At 55.8% G+C, this 22,378-nt stretch carries 12 protein-coding genes and 4 pseudogenes; 7 read left to right on the top strand and 9 right to left on the bottom strand.

Going from position 1 to position 22,378, the window contains the following annotated elements:
* The first annotated feature begins 740 nt into the window (after positions 1–740).
* Both IG617_RS05855 and IG617_RS05850 read left to right on the top strand, forming a co-directional pair.
* Positions 741–1,583, top strand: coding sequence for a helix-turn-helix domain-containing protein (locus IG617_RS05855; RefSeq protein ID WP_192108191.1), 843 nt, complete (start codon positions 741–743; stop codon positions 1,581–1,583).
* Positions 1,584–2,151: 568 nt separating this feature from the next.
* The gene (locus IG617_RS05850; protein WP_192108189.1) at positions 2,152–4,944 is read left to right on the top strand and encodes an Ig-like domain-containing protein; all 2,793 of its coding nucleotides are present in this window, start codon (positions 2,152–2,154) and stop codon (positions 4,942–4,944) included.
* A 399-nt stretch (positions 4,945–5,343) separates the two neighbouring features.
* Here IG617_RS05850 and IG617_RS05840 read toward each other — a convergent pair whose 3' ends face one another.
* From IG617_RS05840 to IG617_RS05825, 4 genes and pseudogenes are all read right to left on the bottom strand, one after another.
* Positions 5,344–6,045: a DUF1499 domain-containing protein gene (locus IG617_RS05840; RefSeq protein ID WP_209008284.1), complete on the bottom strand. Its 702-nt coding sequence runs from the start codon at positions 6,043–6,045 to the stop codon at positions 5,344–5,346.
* A gap of 103 nt (positions 6,046–6,148) precedes the next feature.
* The gene (locus IG617_RS05835) at positions 6,149–7,507 is read right to left on the bottom strand and encodes an efflux transporter outer membrane subunit (protein ID WP_192108186.1); all 1,359 of its coding nucleotides are present in this window, start codon (positions 7,505–7,507) and stop codon (positions 6,149–6,151) included.
* Positions 7,504–10,610: pseudogene (locus IG617_RS05830) on the bottom strand (efflux RND transporter permease subunit). Before IG617_RS05830 ends, IG617_RS05835 begins: the two are co-directional and overlap by 4 nt.
* 3 nt (positions 10,611–10,613) lie before the next feature.
* The gene (locus tag IG617_RS05825) at positions 10,614–11,798 is read right to left on the bottom strand and encodes an efflux RND transporter periplasmic adaptor subunit (protein ID WP_192108184.1); all 1,185 of its coding nucleotides are present in this window, start codon (positions 11,796–11,798) and stop codon (positions 10,614–10,616) included.
* A 140-nt stretch (positions 11,799–11,938) separates the two neighbouring features.
* Here IG617_RS05825 and IG617_RS05820 point away from each other — a divergent pair, with 140 nt between their 5' ends.
* Both IG617_RS05820 and IG617_RS05815 read left to right on the top strand, forming a co-directional pair.
* A complete protein-coding gene (locus IG617_RS05820) occupies positions 11,939–12,463 on the top strand; it encodes a TetR/AcrR family transcriptional regulator (RefSeq protein ID WP_192108182.1) in 525 nt (174 codons plus the stop codon).
* Between the two features lie 309 nt (positions 12,464–12,772).
* Positions 12,773–12,988 (top strand): annotated as a pseudogene (locus tag IG617_RS05815) (transposase); the annotation flags it as partial.
* 5 nt (positions 12,989–12,993) lie between these two features.
* Here IG617_RS05815 and IG617_RS05810 read toward each other — a convergent pair.
* Both IG617_RS05810 and budA read right to left on the bottom strand, forming a co-directional pair.
* A pseudogene (locus tag IG617_RS05810) lies at positions 12,994–14,127 on the bottom strand (IS256 family transposase).
* Positions 14,128–14,390: 263 nt separating this feature from the next.
* A complete protein-coding gene (budA, locus tag IG617_RS05805; RefSeq protein ID WP_192108180.1) occupies positions 14,391–16,262 on the bottom strand; it encodes an acetolactate decarboxylase in 1,872 nt (623 codons plus the stop codon).
* A gap of 398 nt (positions 16,263–16,660) precedes the next feature.
* Here budA and IG617_RS05800 point away from each other — a divergent pair.
* Positions 16,661–17,546: pseudogene (locus IG617_RS05800) on the top strand (IS3 family transposase); the annotation flags it as partial.
* Between the two features lie 143 nt (positions 17,547–17,689).
* Here the strand turns inward: IG617_RS05800 and IG617_RS05795 are convergent.
* The 3 genes from IG617_RS05795 to IG617_RS05785 form a co-directional block, all read right to left on the bottom strand.
* Complete coding sequence (locus tag IG617_RS05795; protein WP_153768945.1) at positions 17,690–18,451, bottom strand: AAA family ATPase; 762 nt, start codon at positions 18,449–18,451, stop codon at positions 17,690–17,692.
* On the bottom strand, positions 18,448–19,794 hold the full coding sequence (locus IG617_RS05790) for an integrase catalytic domain-containing protein (RefSeq protein ID WP_192108178.1): 1,347 nt from the start codon (positions 19,792–19,794) through the stop codon (positions 18,448–18,450). Before IG617_RS05790 ends, IG617_RS05795 begins: the two co-directional genes overlap by 4 nt.
* A gap of 655 nt (positions 19,795–20,449) precedes the next feature.
* Positions 20,450–20,680: a helix-turn-helix domain-containing protein gene (locus IG617_RS05785; protein ID WP_192108176.1), complete on the bottom strand. Its 231-nt coding sequence runs from the start codon at positions 20,678–20,680 to the stop codon at positions 20,450–20,452.
* A gap of 92 nt (positions 20,681–20,772) precedes the next feature.
* Here IG617_RS05785 and IG617_RS05780 point away from each other — a divergent pair, with 92 nt between their 5' ends.
* Complete coding sequence (locus IG617_RS05780; RefSeq protein WP_192108174.1) at positions 20,773–21,330, top strand: helix-turn-helix domain-containing protein; 558 nt, start codon at positions 20,773–20,775, stop codon at positions 21,328–21,330.
* Between the two features lie 327 nt (positions 21,331–21,657).
* Positions 21,658–22,368, top strand: a complete 711-nt coding sequence (lexA, locus tag IG617_RS05775) for a transcriptional repressor LexA (RefSeq protein ID WP_192108172.1) — start codon at positions 21,658–21,660, stop codon at positions 22,366–22,368.
* The last annotated feature ends 10 nt before the right edge of the window (positions 22,369–22,378 follow it).

Below are 22,378 nucleotides of genomic sequence, written 5' to 3'. Positions count from 1 at the left end.
GGTTTTGAGCCACGCAAAAGCATTGGGACTCCCATCCCCGTATCAGAAGTGCAAATCCCTCCCCTGCTATCCTTATGCCCCGCTCGGAAATCCCGGCGGTTTTTTGTTGACCAAAAATTTAGAAATATATGAAGCCACAAACACCCAAGATGTAGCCCGCAAAGCAGGACATGCTTGAGGGCATCGGGAAGTTCGGCAAACCGGCGCGATAAAACGTCAGAAACTGGATACTGTCGACCATAGAGTTCGAATAATAGAAGAAATTAAAAGCCGAGGGTGCCCAGAAAACGCGCGATCTGCTGAATCCCGGTGACGCTCGCTCTTCTGTCTCATGCTTCACTCCTGATCGGTGAAGATGAGCCTAAATCTCTCCCTTAAGCAATCAGCCTAGTCTGTTCCATACGCGCTGACGGGGAACAGCCCAGATATTGCGAATTTCCCCTTAGTGTCATCCGTTCTTGCGCGTCACATGAATACAAGTGACTTCTTTTACACCCCGCTGGCTTCGCTATACTCGCCGCGAATCTTTACTTGTCTCGGAGCGTGGTGAATTTGAATGGAGTCACAACCGGCCTGTCTCCTTGATGACTGACCAGAACCGTGAAACGCCGGGAGCCATTGGGGGGCAAGCCGGCCACAGCAGTCTTTTCCAATCGGTCCCTATCGAGGATGCTTCCTCCCAGGCCGCCTTGCAGCCGTGGGTAAAGATGGAGTGCTACCAGCTCAGCCGTGGGACTCCCGTGGCACACTTCGACTGTCTGGACCTCGGTACTCAGCAGATCGTTCGCGAGTGTCAGCATGTCTCTGTCCAGAAAATCGGCTGCACGCCATCGGATTTCTGCACCGTGTCCATCAGCACCGAAGGTCCAACAACCCGCTTCTCCGAGCATTGCGGCGCGCATGAAAATTCGGTCTTCTTTCTGCCTGCCAACGCCGAGTTCGACGTGCATGTACCCGCCGGAAGCGAGACCGCCTATATTGGTTTCAGTCAGACAGCATTTCTCCAGGGCGCGCGCACGCTCAATCCGGCGCTTTGGTCAGAACCGCCGGCCAACGTATTGCCACTGGCCACCAACCGGAGAGCCGACTTCCAGGAGATTGTCGATCTCAGCCTCCAGGCAGCACAGAGAACAATCGGCAATGGAGAGGTGCTCGACGAAGATACCCTTCGAAAGCATGTGTTTCACAGCGTTCTTCATATCACAGCAGTCTCGGAGGATGCAGTCTCACCATCGCTCAATGACCGCCAGAGAGCCTTGCAGATCGGCAGATCTACAAAAGAGTTGGTGGAAGAACGGCTAGAGGCGGACGAATTGCCAACGGTCGTGGAGATCTGCACCGAGCTCGGCATCTCTGAACGCACGCTTCAGTACGCTGTTCGCGAATATGTCGGCCTCACTCCGGTTGCCTACCTCCGCATGTGCCGGCTGAACCATGTTCGCCGCATGCTCGCGGCATCCGATCCGGAAACAACCACGATCACCCGGGTTGCCATGCGTTTCGGCTTTTTGCACCTTGGCCGCTTTGCCGGAGACTACAAGCGCGTATTCGGCGAAACGCCCTCGGAGACACTCAACTCCTGATCATCCAGGAATCCCTGCAAAATTTCTCAATGTTTCTATTGCCTTTGCGGAAATCGGATAGCTGACCCGCCCCCCTGTTTCTATGGTCCGCTCAACTACTTGGCATATTGCTCCAGGCTCAACAGGTCTATCTGCACTTGAGCCTGGATAGCTGCCTGACCGATATGAGCTCCCGAACGCAATGCAGACATCAACTCTTGTTTCAACCTCTTCTGTAACGTCAGACCTTCACCACCCGACATCAGTGGCCACGACAACAAAACGCCGCGACCAACTGCTCATGACGTCCGAACTTGCAGGAAGCTTCGTTCCGATTCCCGCAAGTGCGGCGCCGGTCGGGGCGCAGTCGCTGACGTGGGACATCACGTCCGGATACACGACTGTCGTCGGCGGTTCCGGGACATGGAGCTCTGGAGCGTGGAACGGATCAACACAGACCTGGGCAAATGAAGGCGGCACCGGCAACCAGGCCTGGACACCGGGGGGCCGGTTCTATTTTCGACGGCATGGCTGGAACCGTTGCGGCGCGCAGCGTGTTGATGGCCAGGCCTTCAAAACGGATGGTTACATGCTGACCGGTGACACCCTCACGTTCGAGGCAGGGGGCAATGAGGCTAATGTTGCGAAGGGGAACGCCACTATAGGTCTGGAACTGGCCGATACCCCAAGCGGCGCTGGCATGACAGAACCCGGCGATGGCAGTCCGGTTCTGTCCGGCCCCAATTCAATGAACGGCGTCATCGCCAAAACCAGCGTCGGAACGATTAATTTATCCGGCAGCACGCAGGGCGGCATATCGGGACCGATAGCCCCGCGAAAACGGTTCGCAGCCATTCTTAGAAGAGCCGGCAGGATCAGCGCCTGCGTGGCTGGCCTTCTGATGTTCATGCCGGGTGATGCGCAGGCATTTGATGCCCCATCACGTATCGATCAAATAGTGTCCCTGGATTCCCAATGCAGTTTCTACGTCTTCGTTACCAATAATAGTGGAGGTACTGCAGGTGTACGCATTAGACGTTTTGGAGTGGAAACCCGAGCGGCAGGGGGGGTGGGCTTTTTAGCAAGTGAACACTACACCAGTATTCCGGCGATAACTGCTGCATTTTTGCAAGCGAACTGCAAGCTTGCAGATGTCGCTAGCCTGGTTCAGCAAGGCGCTACAGGAACCTATACCGCCCAAGGCTACATGGGGGTTTCCTTTGAAGCGACACGTACTACCGACGGTGATCGCTACGCCTACCTTGCCGAAATCCGCGGGGCAACGGGAACAACCATTACGGTCAACCAGACCCTCGTCAATGCGGCGCCAACGGTAACGCTCGGCACCCCCAACGGACCAGATGGCAGCGGAAACTATACCGTGACCGCCACCTTGTCTGAAAGCAGCTCTGATTTCACGGCCTCTAGCCTGACGTTGACAAACGCCACAGCAACAGTGTCGGGCAGCGGCAGCAGTTACACCATTGTTCTGGACCCGGTGTCAGATGGGGCGGTCAGTGCATCCGTCCCAAAGGGGGCCTTTACGGATAGCGAAGGGCTTGAAAACTGGGTCGCCTCAAATGAAGTGACGTTTTTAGCCGACACAACGCCCCCCACAATCAGCATCGATCCCCTCTCCGGCCCGGTTGCCGGAGAATATACGGCGGCGATCACCCTGTCGGAGGCAAGCACCGATTTCACCCTCGCCGATTTAACCCTGACCAATGCCACCGCAACGCTGTCGGGATCTGGGACGAGCTACACCGCGACGCTGACACCTGTTGCGGATGGGACTGTGGCCTTGTCGGTTGCGGCAGGCACCTTCAGCGACGCCGTTGGAAATACGAACACTGCTGCCTCAAACGAGGTGACGGCAACCTATGACGCCACCGCCCCAACCGTCAGCATCGCCCCCCTCTCCGGCCCGGTTGCCGGAGAATATACGGCGACGATCACCCTGTCGGAGGCAAGCACCGATTTCACCCTCGCCGATTTAACCCTGACCAATGCCACCGCAACGCTGTCGGGATCTGGGACGAGCTACACGGCAGTTCTAACCCCGGAGACCGACGGGCAGATAGCTTTATCAGTGGCAGCGGGTAGCTTCACCGATGGATCCGGAAACACAAACGCGGCCTCAAATGAGGTGACGGCGACCTATGACTCCACCGCCCCAACGGTCAGCATCAAGGCGACCGAAACGAGTGTGACGGGTCCGGAATCGATCAACGTTACAGTCACGTTCTCTGAAGACGTCACCGGGTTTGAGATGAGCGATTTCTCCGTGGCCAACGGCGCAGTCACACAGCTGCAGGGGAGCGGCGCAGATTATATTGCAACAGTTGCATCGACAGGTCGGGGGGATCTTGAGATTTCCATCCCGGCAGGTGCAGCAACAGATGCTTCAGGAAATGAAAATACCGCTTCGAACACGCTTTCCATTGCCAATATAATTGTCGAACAAACGCAGAAAGTCATCGCGCAGTTCATGCAGACAAGGGCAAGTCAACTGCTTTCCAGTCAGCCCGATCTTACCGGGTTCCTGTCAGGCGGTAGCCAAGGCTCTTTTGACTTCGTGATGACAAGCCTGAATGGCAACTTCGACTTCGCGAGCCAGCCCGGCATAAACAGTGGCTTCTGGACAAGACTGAACGGGTCCTGGACCCGGGAAGGTACTGCAAAATCGCAGTATGTTTTCGGAGCAATCGGCCATCATTTCAAAATCTCGCCGACGCTGCTCGTGGGTGGAATGCTGGAGTTTGACTATCTCAGTCAACAGGATGAGCAGGCAAAGATAAACGGTCATGGATGGCTTGCCGGCCCCTATGCCGTGGCCCGTCTGCCGGATCATCCTCTCTTCGTTGAAGGACGATTGCTTTACGGGCAGACATCAAACGACATCTCTCCGCTAGGCACATACACAGACGGTTTCGACACCGAGCGGATCCTGGCGCAGCTCAAAATCTCAGGTGAACTGGGCTTTGAACAAACGGTGGTCACACCCTCGGTCAAACTGTCCTACACAAGCGACGATCAGGAAGCCTATGTTGATGGCCTCGGAAATGTCATTCCAGAACAGGGGCTTGAATTACTCGAGGGCGAACTCGGTCTCGATGTTCGTCATCAGGTCGATTTGCCCACAGACAGCGCAAGTCTGGAACTGATCGCCGGCCTATCAATGATCGGTTCGTCCACGAGGGGCTCGGGCAATGCCGCAAGGGTTGTGCCGGAATATGAAGGTGGCCGTGCCAAGGTAACGATGGGCGCGAACTACATCTTGCCAAATGGCGGCGACTTTCTGCTGGACGCCTATTACGACGGCATCGGGGTCCAGGATTATGAAAGCTACGGCCTTCAACTCGGCTTCAAACTGGCTTTTTGACGGGCTGAAAACGGCAGCGGGAAACCCGCTCCACCCTTCGACGCCGTCATCGGTGATGAACCGGACGATATACATCAAGACTTGGGTTTTGACCGTTCTGGAGTTGCCAATACCCACCTTGCAACTCCATGAGTTCCTCGTGCGTACCAGTCTCGCGCACATTTCCGTTTTCCATGTAAACGATCATGTCCGCGTCTCGGATGGTCGACAAGCGATGCGCAATCACAAAGCTCGTGCGGCCCCGGCGCGGATCGGCCATGGGCAGAGTTGTTTGCGAACACGGTGGCTGGCTCGTTCAGACCAACAAGGTGCTGCGCGCGCATGCTTGTTCGCCAGTTCTGATCGTCCACATTCGAGCAGGCTTGGAAGTAATGGTCCCGCGTTCTGCGAGACCGAAGGTTATCCATCGAACCGCTGCTGGAAATCGCGGATGCGTGCGGCATTGACGCCTTGATCGCTCCGGCCCACTCTCGATACACTGCGCATGTCAACCCGGCTTCCGTCACCTTGTCGCGTCACGACAAGCGCAACATCGTCTGCGAAGTAAAATACAGATGTACGCGCGGTTGCCTCAAAACGGCGACGCTCCGTATCCGAAACGATGATGTCCCACCCCATATCCTGGGCAACCGCCAGCGCGCGTTCATAGGCGGCATCCGCGGCCAAACCCGTTTTTAGGGGTGCGATGTCCGGATAAGAGATCGCCTGAATTTCGGCCACCTCGGACCCTCCATATTCGAGCGAATTACGGGCGCCTGCGCGGCTGTCATCGAGCACCTCGAAAGCGGGCGGATTGGCGGTATCGGTCGAGATGTCGTGGATCGGCGGCGCGCGTCGCGGCGGGTTGAGCGAACCGGCGATCAAGGGCGTCAGAATGACTAGCCCCACTAGTAACGCAACGCTGCCTAAAACTGTCCCGCGTTTTTCCTTGCGAATAAGGTGAATCACCAACGCCAGCGCGCCCAACCCGGCGACAGTCAAGCCGAGTGGATTTAGATAGGTGCGATAGAGACCGAAACCCGTGGTCGGCTCCCACAGCCCCAAACGAGCTCCAAACAGCAAAAATGCTACCCCTAGCACACCGATAAGGGCAACGAGCAAGGCTAATTTCCCAGTGTGTTTCATCATATAAGTCGTACCTTCATAATCGAGGTTTTGGTGCAGATAGCTTGCTCTCTCATCGAGCTCACCACATTTGTCCCAGTCAATTGCTTGCCGTTTCCGTCCCGGCGGCGCCCGCTCCTGTGGCGAGCTTCAACGTTGCCCAGGCCTGCGCTGCGTCATTCACAGCAGAGGCAGCAGTAATGCGTGCTGATGCGGTGTTCCGATCGGTTTCCAGCAGGTCCCAAAGCGTGATTGCGCCCCTTCGGTAATTTTCCTGGGCCAGTTTCAGAGCATGACCGTATTCGTCGGCTGCCTGACGCAGGAGCGCTGCCCGTTGGCGATAGCGGCTTAAATTGGACTGCGCGACCTGAACGTCCTCCACGGCGTCCATGACAGCAGCTCTCCAGGCGATCTCATATTGCTTCGCGGACGAGATGGCCGCATCCCGGGTTGCCCTGAGCTTGCCCTGATTCAAGATTGGCAGTGTCAGTGTCGGCCCGAAGCTCCACGAGTTCACCGCTTCGATACGTCCGACTGTGCCGGCGATCGAAAGCGATGGATACAACGCGGCTTCAGCCACGCCGATGTCGGCTACGGCGGCAGCAAGGTCGGCTTCCGCGCTACGCACGTCGGGCCGGTTGCGCAACAGATCCGCGGGAACGCCTGTCCGGGTCCCGCCAGGCGTGCGCAATTGCGCGGCACCTTTTTGCATCGTTGTCATGATCGGGCCGGCGGGCTCGTTCAACAACGTGGCGATGGCGTAGACTCGGGCGTCAAACAGCGCCGCATATTGTGGCAAGGCCGCGCGTGCGTTGGACAGGAGGGCTCGGGCCTCCGCGACCTCGTACTCGGTTGCCGCTCCTGCCTCATACTTGCTTTGCGTGATGTTAACGGTTTCCTGTCGAGCGCGGATCGTGCTGCGGGTGAGCGCAAGAGCATCCTGGTAATATCGTGCATCCGAGTAAGCCGAGATCAGTTCAGCCAGCCAGGCCAGGCGGATCGTTTCCGCATCTGCGCGCGCCGCGGTAACCGAGGCCTGCGCGCTCTCACGCTCGCGCCGGATGCCTCCGAAAAGATCGATGACCAACGACGCCCCCAGATCAACCGAGTTGACGATGCTGGTGCCGTCGATCGCATTGCCGCCGGACCATTCTCGCGATGCGGTCAGCGATCCGTCGATGGCAGAGTTGACGCCGGTTTCTCGCAGTTCTGCCTGTGCCTGTCGGATCGCTTCAGTCGCCGAAAGCGTGTCGAGGTTCCGTGCAAGGCCGCGCGTGATAAACCGGCTGAGCACCGCGTCATTGTAGCTGAGCCACCAGTTTTCCGAGGCCACGGCCGCGATCGCCTCGGCATCGCCGCCGACAAACCGGGTTTCCAGCGCGACCTCGGGGCGCTCGAAGTCAGGGCCGACAGCGCAGCTGCCGACAAGCAGACCGATCAGGAGGAAACGGGCTTTCACTGGGCAATCTCCCCTCGGCCACGGAACCGTTCCGTGGCCTTGATGACGGCGACGTAGAACACTGGAACCATCACGATCCCGATGACCGCTGAAAAGACGATCCCGCCGAGCATCCCGGTGCCAATGGACTTTTGGGCATTTGCTCCTGCTCCCGAGGCCAGAACCAGCGGCGTAATGCCAATGCCGAAAGTCAACGCAGTCATGAGGATGGGGCGCAAACGCAGGCGGGCCGCCGTGGTCGTCGCTTCCTGTAATGTCTTACCTTGCGAACGCAGGGATTCCGCAAATTCGACGATCAGAATGGCGTTTCTTGCGGCAAGGCCGATTGTAGTCAGCAGGCCCACCTTGAAATAAACGTCGTTCGACTGGCCGAAGTACCACGTCGTCACCAAAGCGCCCAGGATGCCCAGGGGAACCGAAAGCATCGCGGCAAAGGGCACAGTCCAGCTTTCGTAAAGGGCGGCAAGGCACAGGAAGACTACCAGCGCCGAGATCGCGTATAGAATGACTTCCTGATCCCCGGACAATTTCTCTTGGTAGCTCAGACCTGTCCAGGCGACGGCATAGGAGCCATCGAGATTGGCAGTTAGCTGCTCCATCATGTTCATGGCGTCGCCGGAACTAATGCCCGCAGCCGCCTCGCCAGAAATTTCCAGTGCGCGGGTGCCACCATATCTGGAGAGCTTGGGCGTGATCGTTTCCCACTCACGGCTGAGGAATGCCGAAAGCGGGACCATTTCGGCGTCGCTATTGCGCACATGCCATTGATCAATGTTCTCTGGTTGCATTCGCCAATTGGCGCCGCCCTGAACGATCACCTCGCGAAGATCGTTTCCAAGGGGGAAGTCGTTGACATATGAACCTGAAAACACGGTGGATAGCATTGCGTTGACGTCCGATAGGGACACACCCAACGCCTCGGCCTTCTGCTGGTCGATTTTCATTTTCAAGGCTGGCTCGGTTGCGTCATCGTTGCCGCGAAGATTGGTCACCCGCCCGTCCAGGAGTCCATTCGCCACGAGCTGATCGGCCGCAGTAGTCAAGACATCCAGCCCTGCACCTGATTGATCGACGAGATACATGGTGAAGCCGGAGGAGGTTCCAAGCCCCTGAATTGCAGGAGGCTGAAGGACAAAGACGCTGCCAAGTCGGGACTGGAAGAACTTCATGTTTGTCCGCATCATCAGATCAGCCGCATCCAGTCCGGGCCGGTCATCGTAGTCCTTGAGCCGGAAAAACATCATCCCGTAGTTTTGCCCCGTTCCGCTGAAACTGAACCCGACATTGGCAAAGACACCGTCCACGATGTCAGTTTCCTCGGTCAGCAGGTATTCCTCAATTTGCGTGATCATGTGTTGCGTCTGCTGGACAGTCGATCCTTGCGGCAATTCGAGCATGGCCATCAGAACGCCCTGATCTTCGGTCGGCAGAAATGATGAAGGCAGGCGGTCATAGACCCAATAAGCGCCCAGACCCACAAGCCCCAGGACCAGCAGCATTCGGAAAGGACGCAAAGAGAACCGCTCAACCACGGTGCCGTAGCCGCCTGTCAACCGATCAAGCCCCGCATTGAACCAGCGCAAGGGTGCTACGAGGGTCTTGTCGTGCTTCGGCTTGAGAAGCTGTGCACACATCGCGGGCGTGAGGATCAGTGCCACGAACAGCGACAGCACCATCGCCGAGATGATCGTGACCGAGAACTGCTTGTAGATCACCCCGGTCGACCCGTCCATGAAGGCCATCGGCAGGAACACCGCAGTCAAAACCATCACCATCCCGATCAGCGCGGTGGAGATTTCGCCCATGCTCTTTTCTGTCGCCGCAACCGCATCGAGCCCCTCTTCTTCCATCACCCGCTCGACATTCTCGACCACAACAATTGCGTCATCGACAAGCAGCCCGATGGCCAAAACCAGCGCAAACATGGAGAGGGTGTTGATCGACATACCAAAGGCCGACAACACGCCAAACGTCCCCAGCAGAACCACAGGCACGGCAATCGTCGGAATGAGTGTCGCCCGCCAGCTTTGCAGAAACAAAACATGACAAGAAACACGAGGATGATTGCTTCGATAAGTGTTTGATACACCTGCTCAATAGACTCTTCGACAAAGGGCGAGGTGTCATAGGGGTATTCAACGGTCACTCCCGCCGGCAAGGCAGAGGACAGGCCGTCGACCACGGCGCGGACCGCTTCGGCAGTATCCACCGCATTGGCACCGCTGGAAAGGTTTACGGAAAAACCCGCAGCGGGATGGCCGTTGAAGCGGCTGACGCTGCTGTAGTCTTCCTCGGCCAGCTCGACCGCAGCGACATCGGCAAGATAGATCGCCGATCCGTCTGGCTTGGTTTTCAAAAGGATGTTCTCAAAGTCCTCGACCGATTCAAGCTGGGATTGGGCGGACAGCGACACTGTGTACTGCTGGCCTTTGGTGACAGGTTGATCACCCAGACTGCCAACGGTGACGTTGGTGTTCTGCTCGGATACGGCCGAGGTCACATCGTTTGGGGTCAATTGGTATTGATACAAGCGCTCAGGGTCCAACCAGATTCGCATCGCGTATTCCGTACCGAATATGTTGACCGAGCCCACGCCATCCGTGCGCTGCACCGCATCTTGGATCGTGCTGCTCAGAATGTCGCCCAGTTCCAGCGAGGAATAGCTGTCATCCTCGCTAACGAGCGCACCGACGAGGAGGATCGACGTGGTCGAGCGGGTGACGGAGATGCCCAGGTTCGTCACCACATCCGGCAGTTGAGACTCCACCAATTGCAGTTTGTTTTGCACCTGCACCTGCGCCATATCTGGATCAATGCTGTCGTCAAAGGTCAGGGATATACTGGCGGTTCCTTCGCTCGAGGAGGAGGTCATGTAGGTCAGGCCATCCAACCCAGTCATGCCGTCCTCGATGACCGTCGTGACCGAATTCTCGACCGTCGCGGCAGAAGCCCCGGTGTAGGACGCCGTGATACGCACCGTCGTAGGCGCGATGTCGGGATACTGGGAAATCGGCAGGCTGGAGAGGCTGTAGGCGCCCAAAAGCATGGTCGCGATGGCAAGCACCCAGGCAAAGACGGGGCGGTGAATGAAGAATGAGGCCATGGATCAATCCTCCGCGGCAGTGGTGTCGGCATCGTGCACAATGCCGTCTTCATCTATGATCGCGGGAACCGGTGTCACCGCCTGTCCGGCCCGGATGGAGGACAGTCCATCCACGATCAGCCGGTCTCCCTCTTTCAAGCCTTCGCGGACGATCCATGCGTTCTGATAGCTTCCTTGGTCTTCCAACGTAATCTGTCGTGCCGTCCCGTCGTCGCCCACGACGTAGACGGCAAGCCTGCCCGATTTTCCGCGCGTGGCGGCACGCTGCGGCACGAGATAGGCCTGCATCGTGCCGAGGACGATCTCGCCGCGGACGAACATGCCAGGAATGATCAGGTGTTGGGGGTTGTCAAACTTGAACCGGATGGTCACGGTTCCGGTCGTTGTGGATACGGTGTTTCCGGGGGTAACCAGTTCTCCGGTACCGCGATAAACGTCGCCATTTTCCAGCAAGAGGGTCGCCTGAAGGACGTCGTTCTGCTTCAGGCTGCCTTCGATGATGCTCTTGCGGACAGATAGGATACGTGCGCTCGCTTCCGTCATGTCCACATAGATCGGGTCGGAGCGCACGATCGTCGTCAGCTCATCCGACTGGCCGACGGTCACAAGATCGCCGACAGAAACCGTCGCCACATCGGCACGCCCTTCAATCGGACTCGTCAGTGTCGTCCATGATAATTCGGCTCTTGCATATTCCAGCGTGGCTTTGGCAGCATCTAATGTTGCTTTGGCTTCCGCAAGAGCCGCGCGTGCGGCTTCGACCTCGGCCTCGGTATAGCCTCGGCCAGTTAATTGTTCCGCGCGATCATATGCGGCTTGTGCCACAGGCAAATTGGCTTCCGCTGTTGCTAAGCTTGCACGGGCAGAGGCCACGGTTGAGAGATATGAAGTATCATCGATCCGGAACAACGGGTCACCGACCGAAAGATCCTGACCTGGTGTGTAGAGTATTTCTTCGACAGCACCGCCTACGCGTGGTCGCACCTCTACGTCCTGAAATGCAACAGCACGCCCTGGCTGGGTCACGACGCGCGGCACCTCTTGCAATGTCAACTCGATGATGCCGACTTCGATCGGCGCTGATGGCGCCCCTTGTGACCCCGGTGGTCCACCTTGGGCAATCGCCATCGTGACAGACCCCGTCAGGGCGAGTGTCGCACAAATCGCTTTCCAAACGCCGACCTTCATCTGCTTCTCGATCCTTGACTAATTTGCGATTTTGTTGCCTTCTACGCACAATTTGCACACTATGCAAGGATTGGGAGATGACACTTTCGTTACGACAGAGACGGCGGCTGGAAACGGCGCGCGAGATCCAGAAAGCCACGTTGAAATTGGTGGTTCAGCGCGGCATTGAAAACGTGACCACGGAAGAAATCGCAGCTTCCGCAGGGATCAGCACGCGGACCTTTTTCAACTATTACTTAAACAAGGAAGCTGCTGCGATTGGGGAGCCGCCGGGCTACCGGGAGGAAGACATGGAAGCGCTGCAGACGGGAACGGCGTCGCTGGCGGCAGATCTCAAAACATTCTTAGACAAACACATGGAGACGCTGGCTGAAGATGAAGCTGTGCTCAGGATGGTGGGAAGCGTCCTGCGTTCGAATGAAAAGGCACGTGGCATCCTCGATGGCTTTCTCGCTTCCGAACGCGACCAGCTCACCGAATGTCTATTTGCTCGTGTGAAAGACCGTCAAATTGCGGCCGCGCTCGCAAGCAACGCCACAGATGTAACAGAGCGAGCGATAAGGCTTTGGGAGCAATCAGAAAGTCTGTCTCTTATTGCGGCCCTCGATATTATCTGGGAGGGGCTTTTGTCTGCCGCACAGCTTTTGGCGGCTTCATCCGAATAGGTTCCGCTGTCAAGGACCTGCCAAATGTGGTCTGCGGTTGCACCGCAGCTACCGGATCGTCTGAACTGTTTCTCACTTGCAACTAAAATTCCTTTGCCTTCAATCCCAGTCACGATCATGAAGCCTTAACAGCCAGTCTCATCATTGGCAGAAGCCTAATCTCGAATTATCGCTTGGAAGAAGACTACGACAGCAATGGACTTGCCCGGAGAAAGTGGAGGGACTTTCCGTTAGCGCTGGAGGCGACAGGAAGATCCGATGGTCAAACGCGAGAAACGGAAATTCACGTAAGAATTCGAGCAGTAAGAAGTGCGGCTTACAGAAACCGGCGGTCGCACGATCGCCCAGGCCAAAGACGATCTGGGTATCGGACTTTCGACGTTGACGCGTTGGAAGAGACGATACCGGGAAACCGATCTTCTGGCCGGCCCTAACGAGGATACGGCCAAGGAACTGGCACGTCTTTGCAAAGAGAATGAATTTCTTCGCCAGGAGCGTGGTAGTGTCAAAGTTCTTTCGCACTTTTGTTTTCAGGCGACGGCTCCGTGAGTTTTGTGTTGCTCCTGGTAGAGCGGTGCCATGTTCATGTATTTGCGTGCAGACCATTTTCCGGCCGCGATATGCCTGAGCCTGGCCGCGGCCAGGTTCAGGCATGATTGTCCGTCCGGGAACGCCCCGACGACCCGAGTTCGTCGCCGGATCTCCTTCATGATCCGCTCCAGCGGATTGTTGGTTCGGATCTTGCGCCAATGGCTGTCCGGAAAGCCGTAATAGGTCAGCGTCTCGCCGATGCTCTCTTCAATGAGATCGGCAGCTCGTGTCAGGCGTTGCCCTCGCAGATCCGCAATCACGGCATCGGCCTTTTCCTGTGCCGCCTTGCGCTTCTCCTGGGCATGGATGGCCTTCAACATGTGCGTGACCTCCCGCACCTTGGTGGACGGCACATGGCTGAACACATTGCGGTAGAAGTGCACCATGCAGCGCTGCCATTGCGCATAGGGCAGATAATCGGCAATGCTCTCAACAAGGCCCCGGCAGGCGTCGGAGATGATCAGCTTCACGCCGCTCAATCCCCGGTCCACCAGATGACGCAGGAAAGTTTGACCAGCCGGACCCGTCTTCCTTGGCGCCTTCACAAATGCCGAGGATCTCCCGGTAACCGTCCGAATTCACCGCACTGGCCACCAGCGGAGACACGTTCCGAACCTCTCCGGCCCAGGTTCGCTTCATCACGATCCCGTCCAGGTAGAGATAGGGATGCTCGCCTTCTATTCGACGGTTCCGCCACTCCACGATCTTGGCATAGATCTTCTTGTTCAGATTAGACACCGTACCCGGACTGACCCGCGCACCCCACAGGGCCTCGGTAATGTCCTCCACGCGACGAACCGAAACGCCGGCCAGATACATCTCTATCAGGGCTTCCTCGACACTGCTTTCCCGGCGCTGGTAACGCTCGATGATCGCCGTCTCGAACGTCTGGCGCCGAAGCTTCGGCATCTTCAGCTTCACGTCGCCCGCCTTGGTGTATAGCGAACGCTCATAGCTGCCCGCCCGTGTGTCCTGCGGCCTTCACTGCGCTCATAGCGACCGGCTCCGCAAAGCCGATCCGCCTCCGCGTCCAGCATCGCATTCAAAGCCTCTTCGACGGTGCCGCGCACCATCTCTCCCAGATGGTCCTTGATCCATGCCTCATCGATCCGGATCACGTTGCCGGTTTCTTTGCTGTCAGTATCGTCAGTTATGCCTTGCTCCCTTCCATCACAATAAAGGGAACCGTCTCAACCTGAAAATGTGCGAAAGATTTTATACGTTATCCTCGGTATCGGTCATCTGAGCTCTACTTCTTGATGAGCGCGAGGCAGCAGCATCAGGTCATGATTGGCGGAGCGTTCAAGTCGCGCGACTTGAACGCTCCTTGGGCTGTCTACTTCCTTGAGGCCCCTTCGACCGCCTCAGTCTTGGATTTTAAGTCTTCTTTAAGGTTCCATTGACTGAAGTCTGGGTCCTCTGGCATCAAGAGTTTCCAAGCTTGAAGCTTGTTGATCTTGATTTTAGCATTACCAGACACCTCTAAAATGTGGCCGCCTTTTTTGAGATCTTTTGACAGAAAGTGAACATGCCATCCAGGAAGGTTCATGCCTTCCACGTAGTTGGGTGAGAAAATACCAACGATGAAACCTTCGATATTTTCATAGTCAAATTCGCGCTGATCACTCGCAACTTTATACAAAGGTTCATAGGGTTCTTTTTGTTTGAAGTTGCTTCTGACCTTCACATCAAACACGCCATTCATCTTGATCATGAAGAAGTAGTTGTGTGAATCTAGGTAGTTATCCAATTTCGCCTTTAGGTCTTCGATTGAAGAAAACGCGATTTCGTCTTCGCTCACACTGTCGTCAAAACGTGTTGTTGCCGAGAACGCGAATGTTTCATCGGGGCCCATTTCACTGACTTCGCCATCGGCGCGGCCAACATAGGCATGGCCATTGTAGATGATGGCCTCACCATCGAGCCCGTTGTAGGTCCCAACGCCTGTGTCCGTGTCTCTCAGGATTTCTTTGACGGTTTTGCTGCCGCGATAGTCGCCTTCCATCAACGCATTCAATGTTGAAACCTGAACGAGCGCACCATCTTCGGAATGTGATCTTTTGCGGAAAATTGTGCTAAAGATCTTGTGGTTGTGGTGGTGGTTTCTGTAGTTCCCGTTTTCATCATAAACGGCCGCGAGCAATTCGGGATGTGTTTCGGAGAAAACCCGGTTTGCGTCGGCTTTGTGGTGTTGGAAATAGGCGTTCATCATCCATTTGGTAAAGAACGGCGCCAAGACGTTTGTGATCAACAAGACAAATGCCAAAATGGAAACCGCGTTTGATGTAAAGGTCGAACCGAGTTGGCCATCAAACGAGAAGTCAGACACCATCGACGGCAAGACAAGTGACACGCCCGCAATGGCGGTTGATCCCATTGCCGCATAGCCCGGACGTTTGAGAACGAAGCGATCAACGATGAACGGGATGATGATTGTCACCGCCCAATAGATGAGTGTGAGCAGGATCGCGACAAGGATGATTTCCCCTTTGAAGGCGTTGACCAAGTCGATGGACGAGCCAAACTGAAACCCCAAAAACGGCAGAAGAATTGTGTTCCCGCCTTTGAAAACCTCTTTGATTTTCGGATCAAGATTACCAAGCAGGACACCCAAGAAGAAGGGGATCAAAAGTGACAAAACCTGCATAACCTCACTGGAGAACCCTTGGTTGCCACTTCCGAAATACGACAAGAAAATAAACGGCAGAAGCGGCATAGAAAAGATCAACATGATGGGAAACGCGCCGCGATCCGGCTCATCGGCGTAGGGTTTGATGATCCCCATGTAGAGGGCCGCGTTCGCCGATGTTAAACAGCAGATCAATGTGATGGCATCAATTCCGGCAAACCCATCCGGGCCAAAATAGACATACACAAACGCACTGATTGCATACGCCGGCACAAGCCGTGCAAGGATGACCCAAATGCCTCTTTCCGCGACGTCCACGAAATCATGGGTTGTGATCATGGTCCCCGTGCAAAAAAGCATAAGCCCGATGACAAGCATTTGCCCTGACGGACCAAACAAGCTCTTCATCGGCTCGCCCAAATAATCCCACAATGACATTTCAAGACCACTGTGCACAGTGAGCGTTACAAGAATGGAACTGATCACAAGCGGCACAAACATTGTGCCGGCGGGGATCTCGTTTAGAAAACTCCATATCCTTATTTCGGAATGGCCTTTCGTTTCATCCGTTTTGACCATGACGTACTCCAATCCTGAAACGAGCCCGCGAAACGGGCGTATTTGTTGATGTGGATGCCCGCGTAGGATCGCGTTGATCGAGTTGGGCATAAGAAGGTGCAGCCACTTGTGCCGCGAGAACCGCTTTGGTGTAGTGTGCGAAATCGCTCCCAAGGGGATTGGGCGATCTATCAGGTTGGTCTAAACGGTTCCGTATCCAACCGGCGTCTCACTAATGCAGCGCCCTTTTGGGCTGTGACCTACAGCCGCCTTGACTACATTGATCCATATCAAGCACCTTCTAAATTAATGGGAACGCACGTTTTTGTGTTCGTGCCCAGCCACGTTTTGAGGTGTGATAGACCTGTACGCGCTATGCTGGACTTGATGGAGACTGACTTGCACATTTAAGCGTTACTCAGAAGCGTGAGACCCTGAAGCGTGCCGTAACTTTTTCCCCAATGAGGGAAGTCGATGAGGCGAAGAAGGAATTCCCCGCGCATCGCCTGTGCATCGTTCTTGGCGTCAGCGAGAGCGGATATTTTGCCTGGAGAAGCCGCCCTGCCAGTCGCCGGCGAAAAGAGGATCTGATCCTGCTGGCGCATATCCGGGTGCAATTCGCCACTTCCAATGGTCCTATGGCGCACCGCGCCTGCGTGCAGACCTAACCGAATAGGGGCTTGCTGTCGGGCGGCATCCGTGTCGACCAGCTGATGCGCGACAATGGCCTGAAGGCCTTGCCGAAGCGGCGTTACACGAAGACGACGGACAGTTGTCATGGCGGCCCGGCCGCCGCCAATCTCCTTGATCAGGGTTTTGGTTGTGATGGCCCCGATCAGAAGTGGTGCGCCGACATCAGCTATATCTGGACGACCGAGGGCTGGCTTTGCCTCGCCATCGTGCTTGATCTCTACTCACGACGTATCGTCGGCCGGGCAACAAGCAACCGGTTGAAGAAGGACCTGGCCGTCAATGCGCTGCGGCGCGCAATCGCCCTGCGACAACCGCTACCCGGTCTGATCCAACACACCGACCGTTGCAACCAATATTACTCGCAGGATTATTAGCGACTTTTGAAAACAGACCGCATCATCCCGTTTATGAGCGGCAAGGGTAATTGCTTCGATAACGCGATGGTTTAAGCAGTCTTCAAGACGATCAAGAACGAGCTTCCAGACCCGCGCCGCCACCAAATCGGCCCTAGGCCGATACATCGACGGCTTCTACAATCCACGTCGGCGCCATTCCGCATTGAGATACAAATCGCCGATATCATTCGAGGCCGAAACGGACATAACTGAGTAAAAGCCTCGCCATTAAATCCGGACAAGTCAAGTTCCGACTTGTCAAAAAAGTTGAACCGTCTGATTACCAACGACAGGTTATTTGACGTGAGTGATACGCTATCCGAGAGAACCGAGCCATCTAAGGCAGAAAACAAGTCAACTTTACCCCGCCAGCAACTTCAAATCCTTCTTGCTGCCGTAGATCGTGAGGAAAGCGGTTTTGAGGTGATGCAATTGGATGCTACCATGACCGCCTGTCATCTTCCCGGAAAAGTTAAGCAGCCGAACGAGATCGCGCACGGATGTCTGCCGACCGTAGCGCCTCAGGGCCTCATATGCTTCCCTGCCCTCTACATTAAAGTCAATGCCGATGCTGCAGCAGTCTTCTTCCGTTGGCGGACCAAGATCGACGCGCATTCCAAGACGGCTGACAATCTGCTGCAGGGCTGAATCATGGCTTTGCGTGCGGGCAAGCCGCTTGTCATTGCCGCTGAGCACAAGCGAACAACCACTCAGCTCCTGAAGGCGCAGCAGTTCCCGGAGCGGCGCCAACTCCAGCATCTGGACTTCGTCCATGATCAGTATGGGACGCTGAGACCATGACCAGCACCCTTTGAGCCGTTCCTCCGCTGTATCTGCCAGATCGGCACTGTACTGATTGTACGCCGAGCCGCCGGTTGCCTCGACGATCATCTTCAGCATGCCCTTCATTCCCTTGCTCGGTTGTCCCACCTCGCAATAAAAAGCTTCCATCGTCTTGGCGTAATGCCGAAGCGCCGTCGATTTTCCCATGCCAGGCTTGGAATTGATCAATACCGGATAAGCCGGAATATCGCGGGCAATCTCCATTGCCTTCAGGATCTCGCGACTTGCAGCAATATCGACAAAACCCGTCCCGGACCGCCGCACGATCTGTTCATTCATGAGCCATGTCCTCTTAACGCGCTGAAGGCAGCCTCCCGAATTGCCGCGATTTCACGCCGCTCGCGTTCATCTTCGGTCAGCGAAGGCAGTATCTCAGAAGCCGGAAGGATCGCCTGAGCATAAACCTCCTCTCCTGTGACCCGAACCGTTGCACGAGGGCTGTCTGGTAAAATTGGCGACGCAGTCCGACCCAGCTCGACCAGAGCCGCACCAACATCAACATTGGGTACAGACTTATCGAGAGTTCTCAGAGCCCTATTGCGGCGCTTGACTCGGTCCGCCGAGCGTTTGGCGCCACGCGGATCATTGAATGCAAACTCTTCCTGAGGCGTAGCGATGCCGAGGAGTTCACCGTCCGGCCCAGTCAGCCTCAGCGCGTTGTAGCCATGGAACTGCGGGATATGCACCGTCACAGTGTCATGGAAACAGGTATCGAGCTCATCGCATGTCCAGGTCCTTCCACCGACCGAAATCCCGTGCTGGCGAACTTTCCGGGTCTCCGGCCTGGTGAAGACTGTATGCAGTCGGGACGGATCCATCACTGTTGCCGACCAGCCTTGCTGGACATGGGTATCGAATGTCTGCCTTGGAGATTGGCCCTTCAACGCGCCGGATTGCGGCAACACCTCATAGGCATTGAGCAGCTGTTTAAACAGGCTTTGAAAGCCCCTGAAATCGCCTTCGAAGGGCTTGGGAGGTTTGCCGAGCGTCGACCGTTTCGGGTTCATCCGGTCATCGCCGATATAACCGGGGCACGTCCTCAGGAACTGTTGCTCGAAATGACCGAACCAGGCCTCGATCGGCTTGGCAGATGCATTATAGGGCAAGGCCCGGATAACGCGGGACTTGCCCGGCTCCCCAACGACTGGAATGTGCAGCTGCATGGCATCATCCAGAAAGTCAGCGAAGAGATATTCTTTGGCGTTGTCGCAATACAGCGACTTCGGCAGACCAAAAGCTGAATGCTGCGCCATGGCAGCAAAGGCCTCGATCACATCAACATTGCGAACCCCGCCCTTGGTCTCGATGAAGACCAATTCGCACCAGACGCGTCTTGTGGCCATGTCCATGAAGGCCAGCAGCTTTGGCGTGCCTGTCGTGCCGTTCTCGCGTGTCAGGAGAACATTGATGTGATGCACATCCATCACCACACAGTCCATTGGCAACATGCCGTCGGTCGTGCGCTTGACGCGGGGCCGGTCGTCCTCACTGGCCTTACGGTCATACTTGTGTCGGTAGACTTTGCTCAGATGTTGCTCAGACCGGATCAGGGATCTCGGCACCCGGCAGACACGCTCAAGCTCCGCCTGATCATTCAAGGCAAAACCTTTGGCAAGACTCATCTTCTTCAGATAATCGGATGCCAAAACAAGAACCACTTTGCCAACAGCCCACCCTTGACCAGCCCTCTCACCTGCTGGCGTAAAGCGTCGGAGATCTCGGCCCTGGTCTTGTCATCGAAATGACCTGACACCGCCCGGTCCCAATCTCTCGAGATAAAACAACGGGACTTGCCACGGTCAGAGCGCCCTGCACGTTTTAACCCGACTGGTCCCTCGGCTTCATACTGCTTGATCCAGGAATTAAGTGTCCGCCGTTTCAGAACGATAGGCCTACCGGCCCAGTCGATAACCGTAGTCTCCTGAAGTTGTGCAATTACCTTTCCGCGTTCAGCCGACCCTGGTTCGGTTTCAAGCAGATTTGCAAATGTCTGCAGGAACCATGCGACCTTGCGGCTGAACTCAGAAGGAACTGAACGTCTCGTGGGATTTGCAAATTTGCGCTCTGGACTGGTCGGCTCATTGCAAAAGTCTTGAAGATCACGCGGCAAGCTGCACGCTCTGACCTCATAAGACAGGCCAGACCGTCCTCCGGTCCCATCAACCAATCTCACTTCAAGTATCTGCTTCCGCCAGGGTTTTCCGGTATGAGCACGCTGGAGCGCCTGCCTCGCCTTGCGTGGTGATATTCCAGCGCGTTCCGCGAGCTCCAGAACGCTTAGCCACATCGCGAGCAATCCGACGCCTTCAGACCAGCGGCAAGCCTAATCCGCGCTGCAAGGGCAATCGCATTGTTGCTTATATTCTCGCCATTCAGCGACTGTTCAGCTGTTCGCCTTACAATTCCGTGCGCCTTGCACCACGCGTTCAGCGATGTGCCCTGTAAAACAAACCCCGCACGCACGGCACGCAATAACTGATCATCGTCTTTAATTGAAAGGTAATCCATAATATGCATCCTAACTGTCTGCATTTTGCAGCATATTAATCGTCATTTTGCAGATGTCAATCATAAGTCAGCATTATGCGGATAAGGAAACAATGGCAAAAGGAATCAAAGTAAACGCCAGCGAGGTAATTGAACGCTTAAAGGCATCAACCAGTACGACTACCGATATCGACCTGGCTAACTACTTTGAGGTCTCCAACAAAGCAATTTCATCCTGGAGAACGAGAAACTCGATCCCCCTGGAATTTTTGCTACAGGCCTGTGCCGGAACCGGAGAAAAGATAGACTACTTTCTCTTTGGCGAAGCATTCCCGCGACAGCAGACCGAATCGCTTGAGACCCGGATCGATGATTTCTGGATTACGACCATGAAGCTGACCGGCGAGCGGATCCTTATCGAGATCCTGGAAAAGCACGCACCTGAAGAACTTGCCTTCATGGATGCGGAGGAAACACTGGCCAAAGGTGAATCCATCGGCATGGCGATGTTGATATTTGCCGATTTTATCGAACGAAAGAAAAAGGAGCTTGTCGACAGCGGCCGCATGACCAACGACGAATTCAAAGAATACATTCGAAACGTCGACCGCTACGACCTCCCCTACTTTGCACGGGCAATCAAACACAGAAACAAAAATGGTCCGCAATAGGTCCGCAGTCGGCCGTTCCACATAGGCAAAAATTTAATCCGCAGTATATTTCTTCTTTTGTTTTCAATATGTTCCAAAATTAATCTGCACTGGTTGATATTGCGGACCCTACGGTCCGCAATCGAAAACCAATCAACTTTATGAAAATAAGCCACATTTGGCAGTCTGGTGCCGATTAATTCCGGCCAAAAGCCCCACTTCCGCAGCAGACTAATTCCGACAACCTCAAAAGGAGCAACAAAACCTTAAGCCTTGTAGAACACAGTGAGAACAGGTATGGTACGTTCATGATTTGTACCCAACCGGGTCACGCTGGAGAATCTAGGGATGTTGACGCGCAAGCAATATGAACTGCTCATGTTCATTCATGAAAGGTTGAAGGAAGCCGGGGTTCCGCCCTCTTTCGACGAAATGAAGGACGCGCTTGACTTGAGGTCGAAGTCCGGGATTCACCGCCTGATCACGGCGCTCGAAGAACGGGGCTTCATTCGCCGCCTTCCGAATCGGGCAAGGGCGATGGAAGTCATCCGCCTGCCCGACTCGATTGCGCCCGGGCTCAGTTCGCCTCCGCCGCGGGGCAGCTTCTCCCCCGAAGTCATCGAAGGCTCCCTCGGCAAGGAAGCGCCAAAGGTGTCCGCGCCGGAACCGGAAGTTGCCGGCACCGAGATCCCGGTCATGGGCCGGATCGCCGCAGGTGTGCCCATCGAGGCAATCCAGACCCACAGCCATTCCATCACGGTGCCGCCTGAGCTCATCGGCAAGGGCGAGCATTATGCTCTTGAAGTTCGCGGCGATTCCATGATCGAAGCCGGCATTCTCGATGGCGATACGGTTTTGATCCGAAGGACCGACACCGCCGACAGCGGCGACATCGTCGTGGCACTGGTCGACGACGAAGAAGCCACATTGAAGCGCTTGCGCAAAAAGGGCCCTTCGATTGCTCTGGAAGCTGCCAACCCGGCCTATGAAACCCGCATCTTCGGCCCTGGTCGCGTGCAGGTGCAAGGCCGTCTGGTCGCCCTGTTCAGACAATATTGAGAGCGCGGGC

The sequence above is a fragment of the Roseibium polysiphoniae genome (genome assembly GCF_014842925.1).
Taxonomy (GTDB): Bacteria; Pseudomonadota; Alphaproteobacteria; order Rhizobiales; family Stappiaceae; genus Roseibium; species Roseibium polysiphoniae.
Note: the sequence above shows the minus strand (reverse complement) of the source record. Positions and strands in the feature narration are given on the sequence as shown.

Bases quoted from the DNA above. Each gene is read 5' to 3' on its own strand.
- budA (WP_192108180.1), bottom strand. From the start codon at position 16,262: ATGGTCAAAACGGATGAAACGAAAGGCCATTCCGAAATAAGGATATGG.
- IG617_RS05780 (WP_192108174.1), top strand. From the start codon at position 20,773: ATGGCAAAAGGAATCAAAGTAAACGCCAGCGAGGTAATTGAACGCTTA.
- IG617_RS05790 (WP_192108178.1), bottom strand. From the start codon at position 19,794: ATGAGTCTTGCCAAAGGTTTTGCCTTGAATGATCAGGCGGAGCTTGAG.
- IG617_RS05825 (WP_192108184.1), bottom strand. From the start codon at position 11,798: ATGAAGGTCGGCGTTTGGAAAGCGATTTGTGCGACACTCGCCCTGACG.
- IG617_RS05785 (WP_192108176.1), bottom strand. From the start codon at position 20,680: ATGGATTACCTTTCAATTAAAGACGATGATCAGTTATTGCGTGCCGTG.
- IG617_RS05850 (WP_192108189.1), top strand. From the start codon at position 2,152: ATGCTGACCGGTGACACCCTCACGTTCGAGGCAGGGGGCAATGAGGCT.
- IG617_RS05795 (WP_153768945.1), bottom strand. From the start codon at position 18,451: ATGAATGAACAGATCGTGCGGCGGTCCGGGACGGGTTTTGTCGATATT.
- lexA (WP_192108172.1), top strand. From the start codon at position 21,658: ATGTTGACGCGCAAGCAATATGAACTGCTCATGTTCATTCATGAAAGG.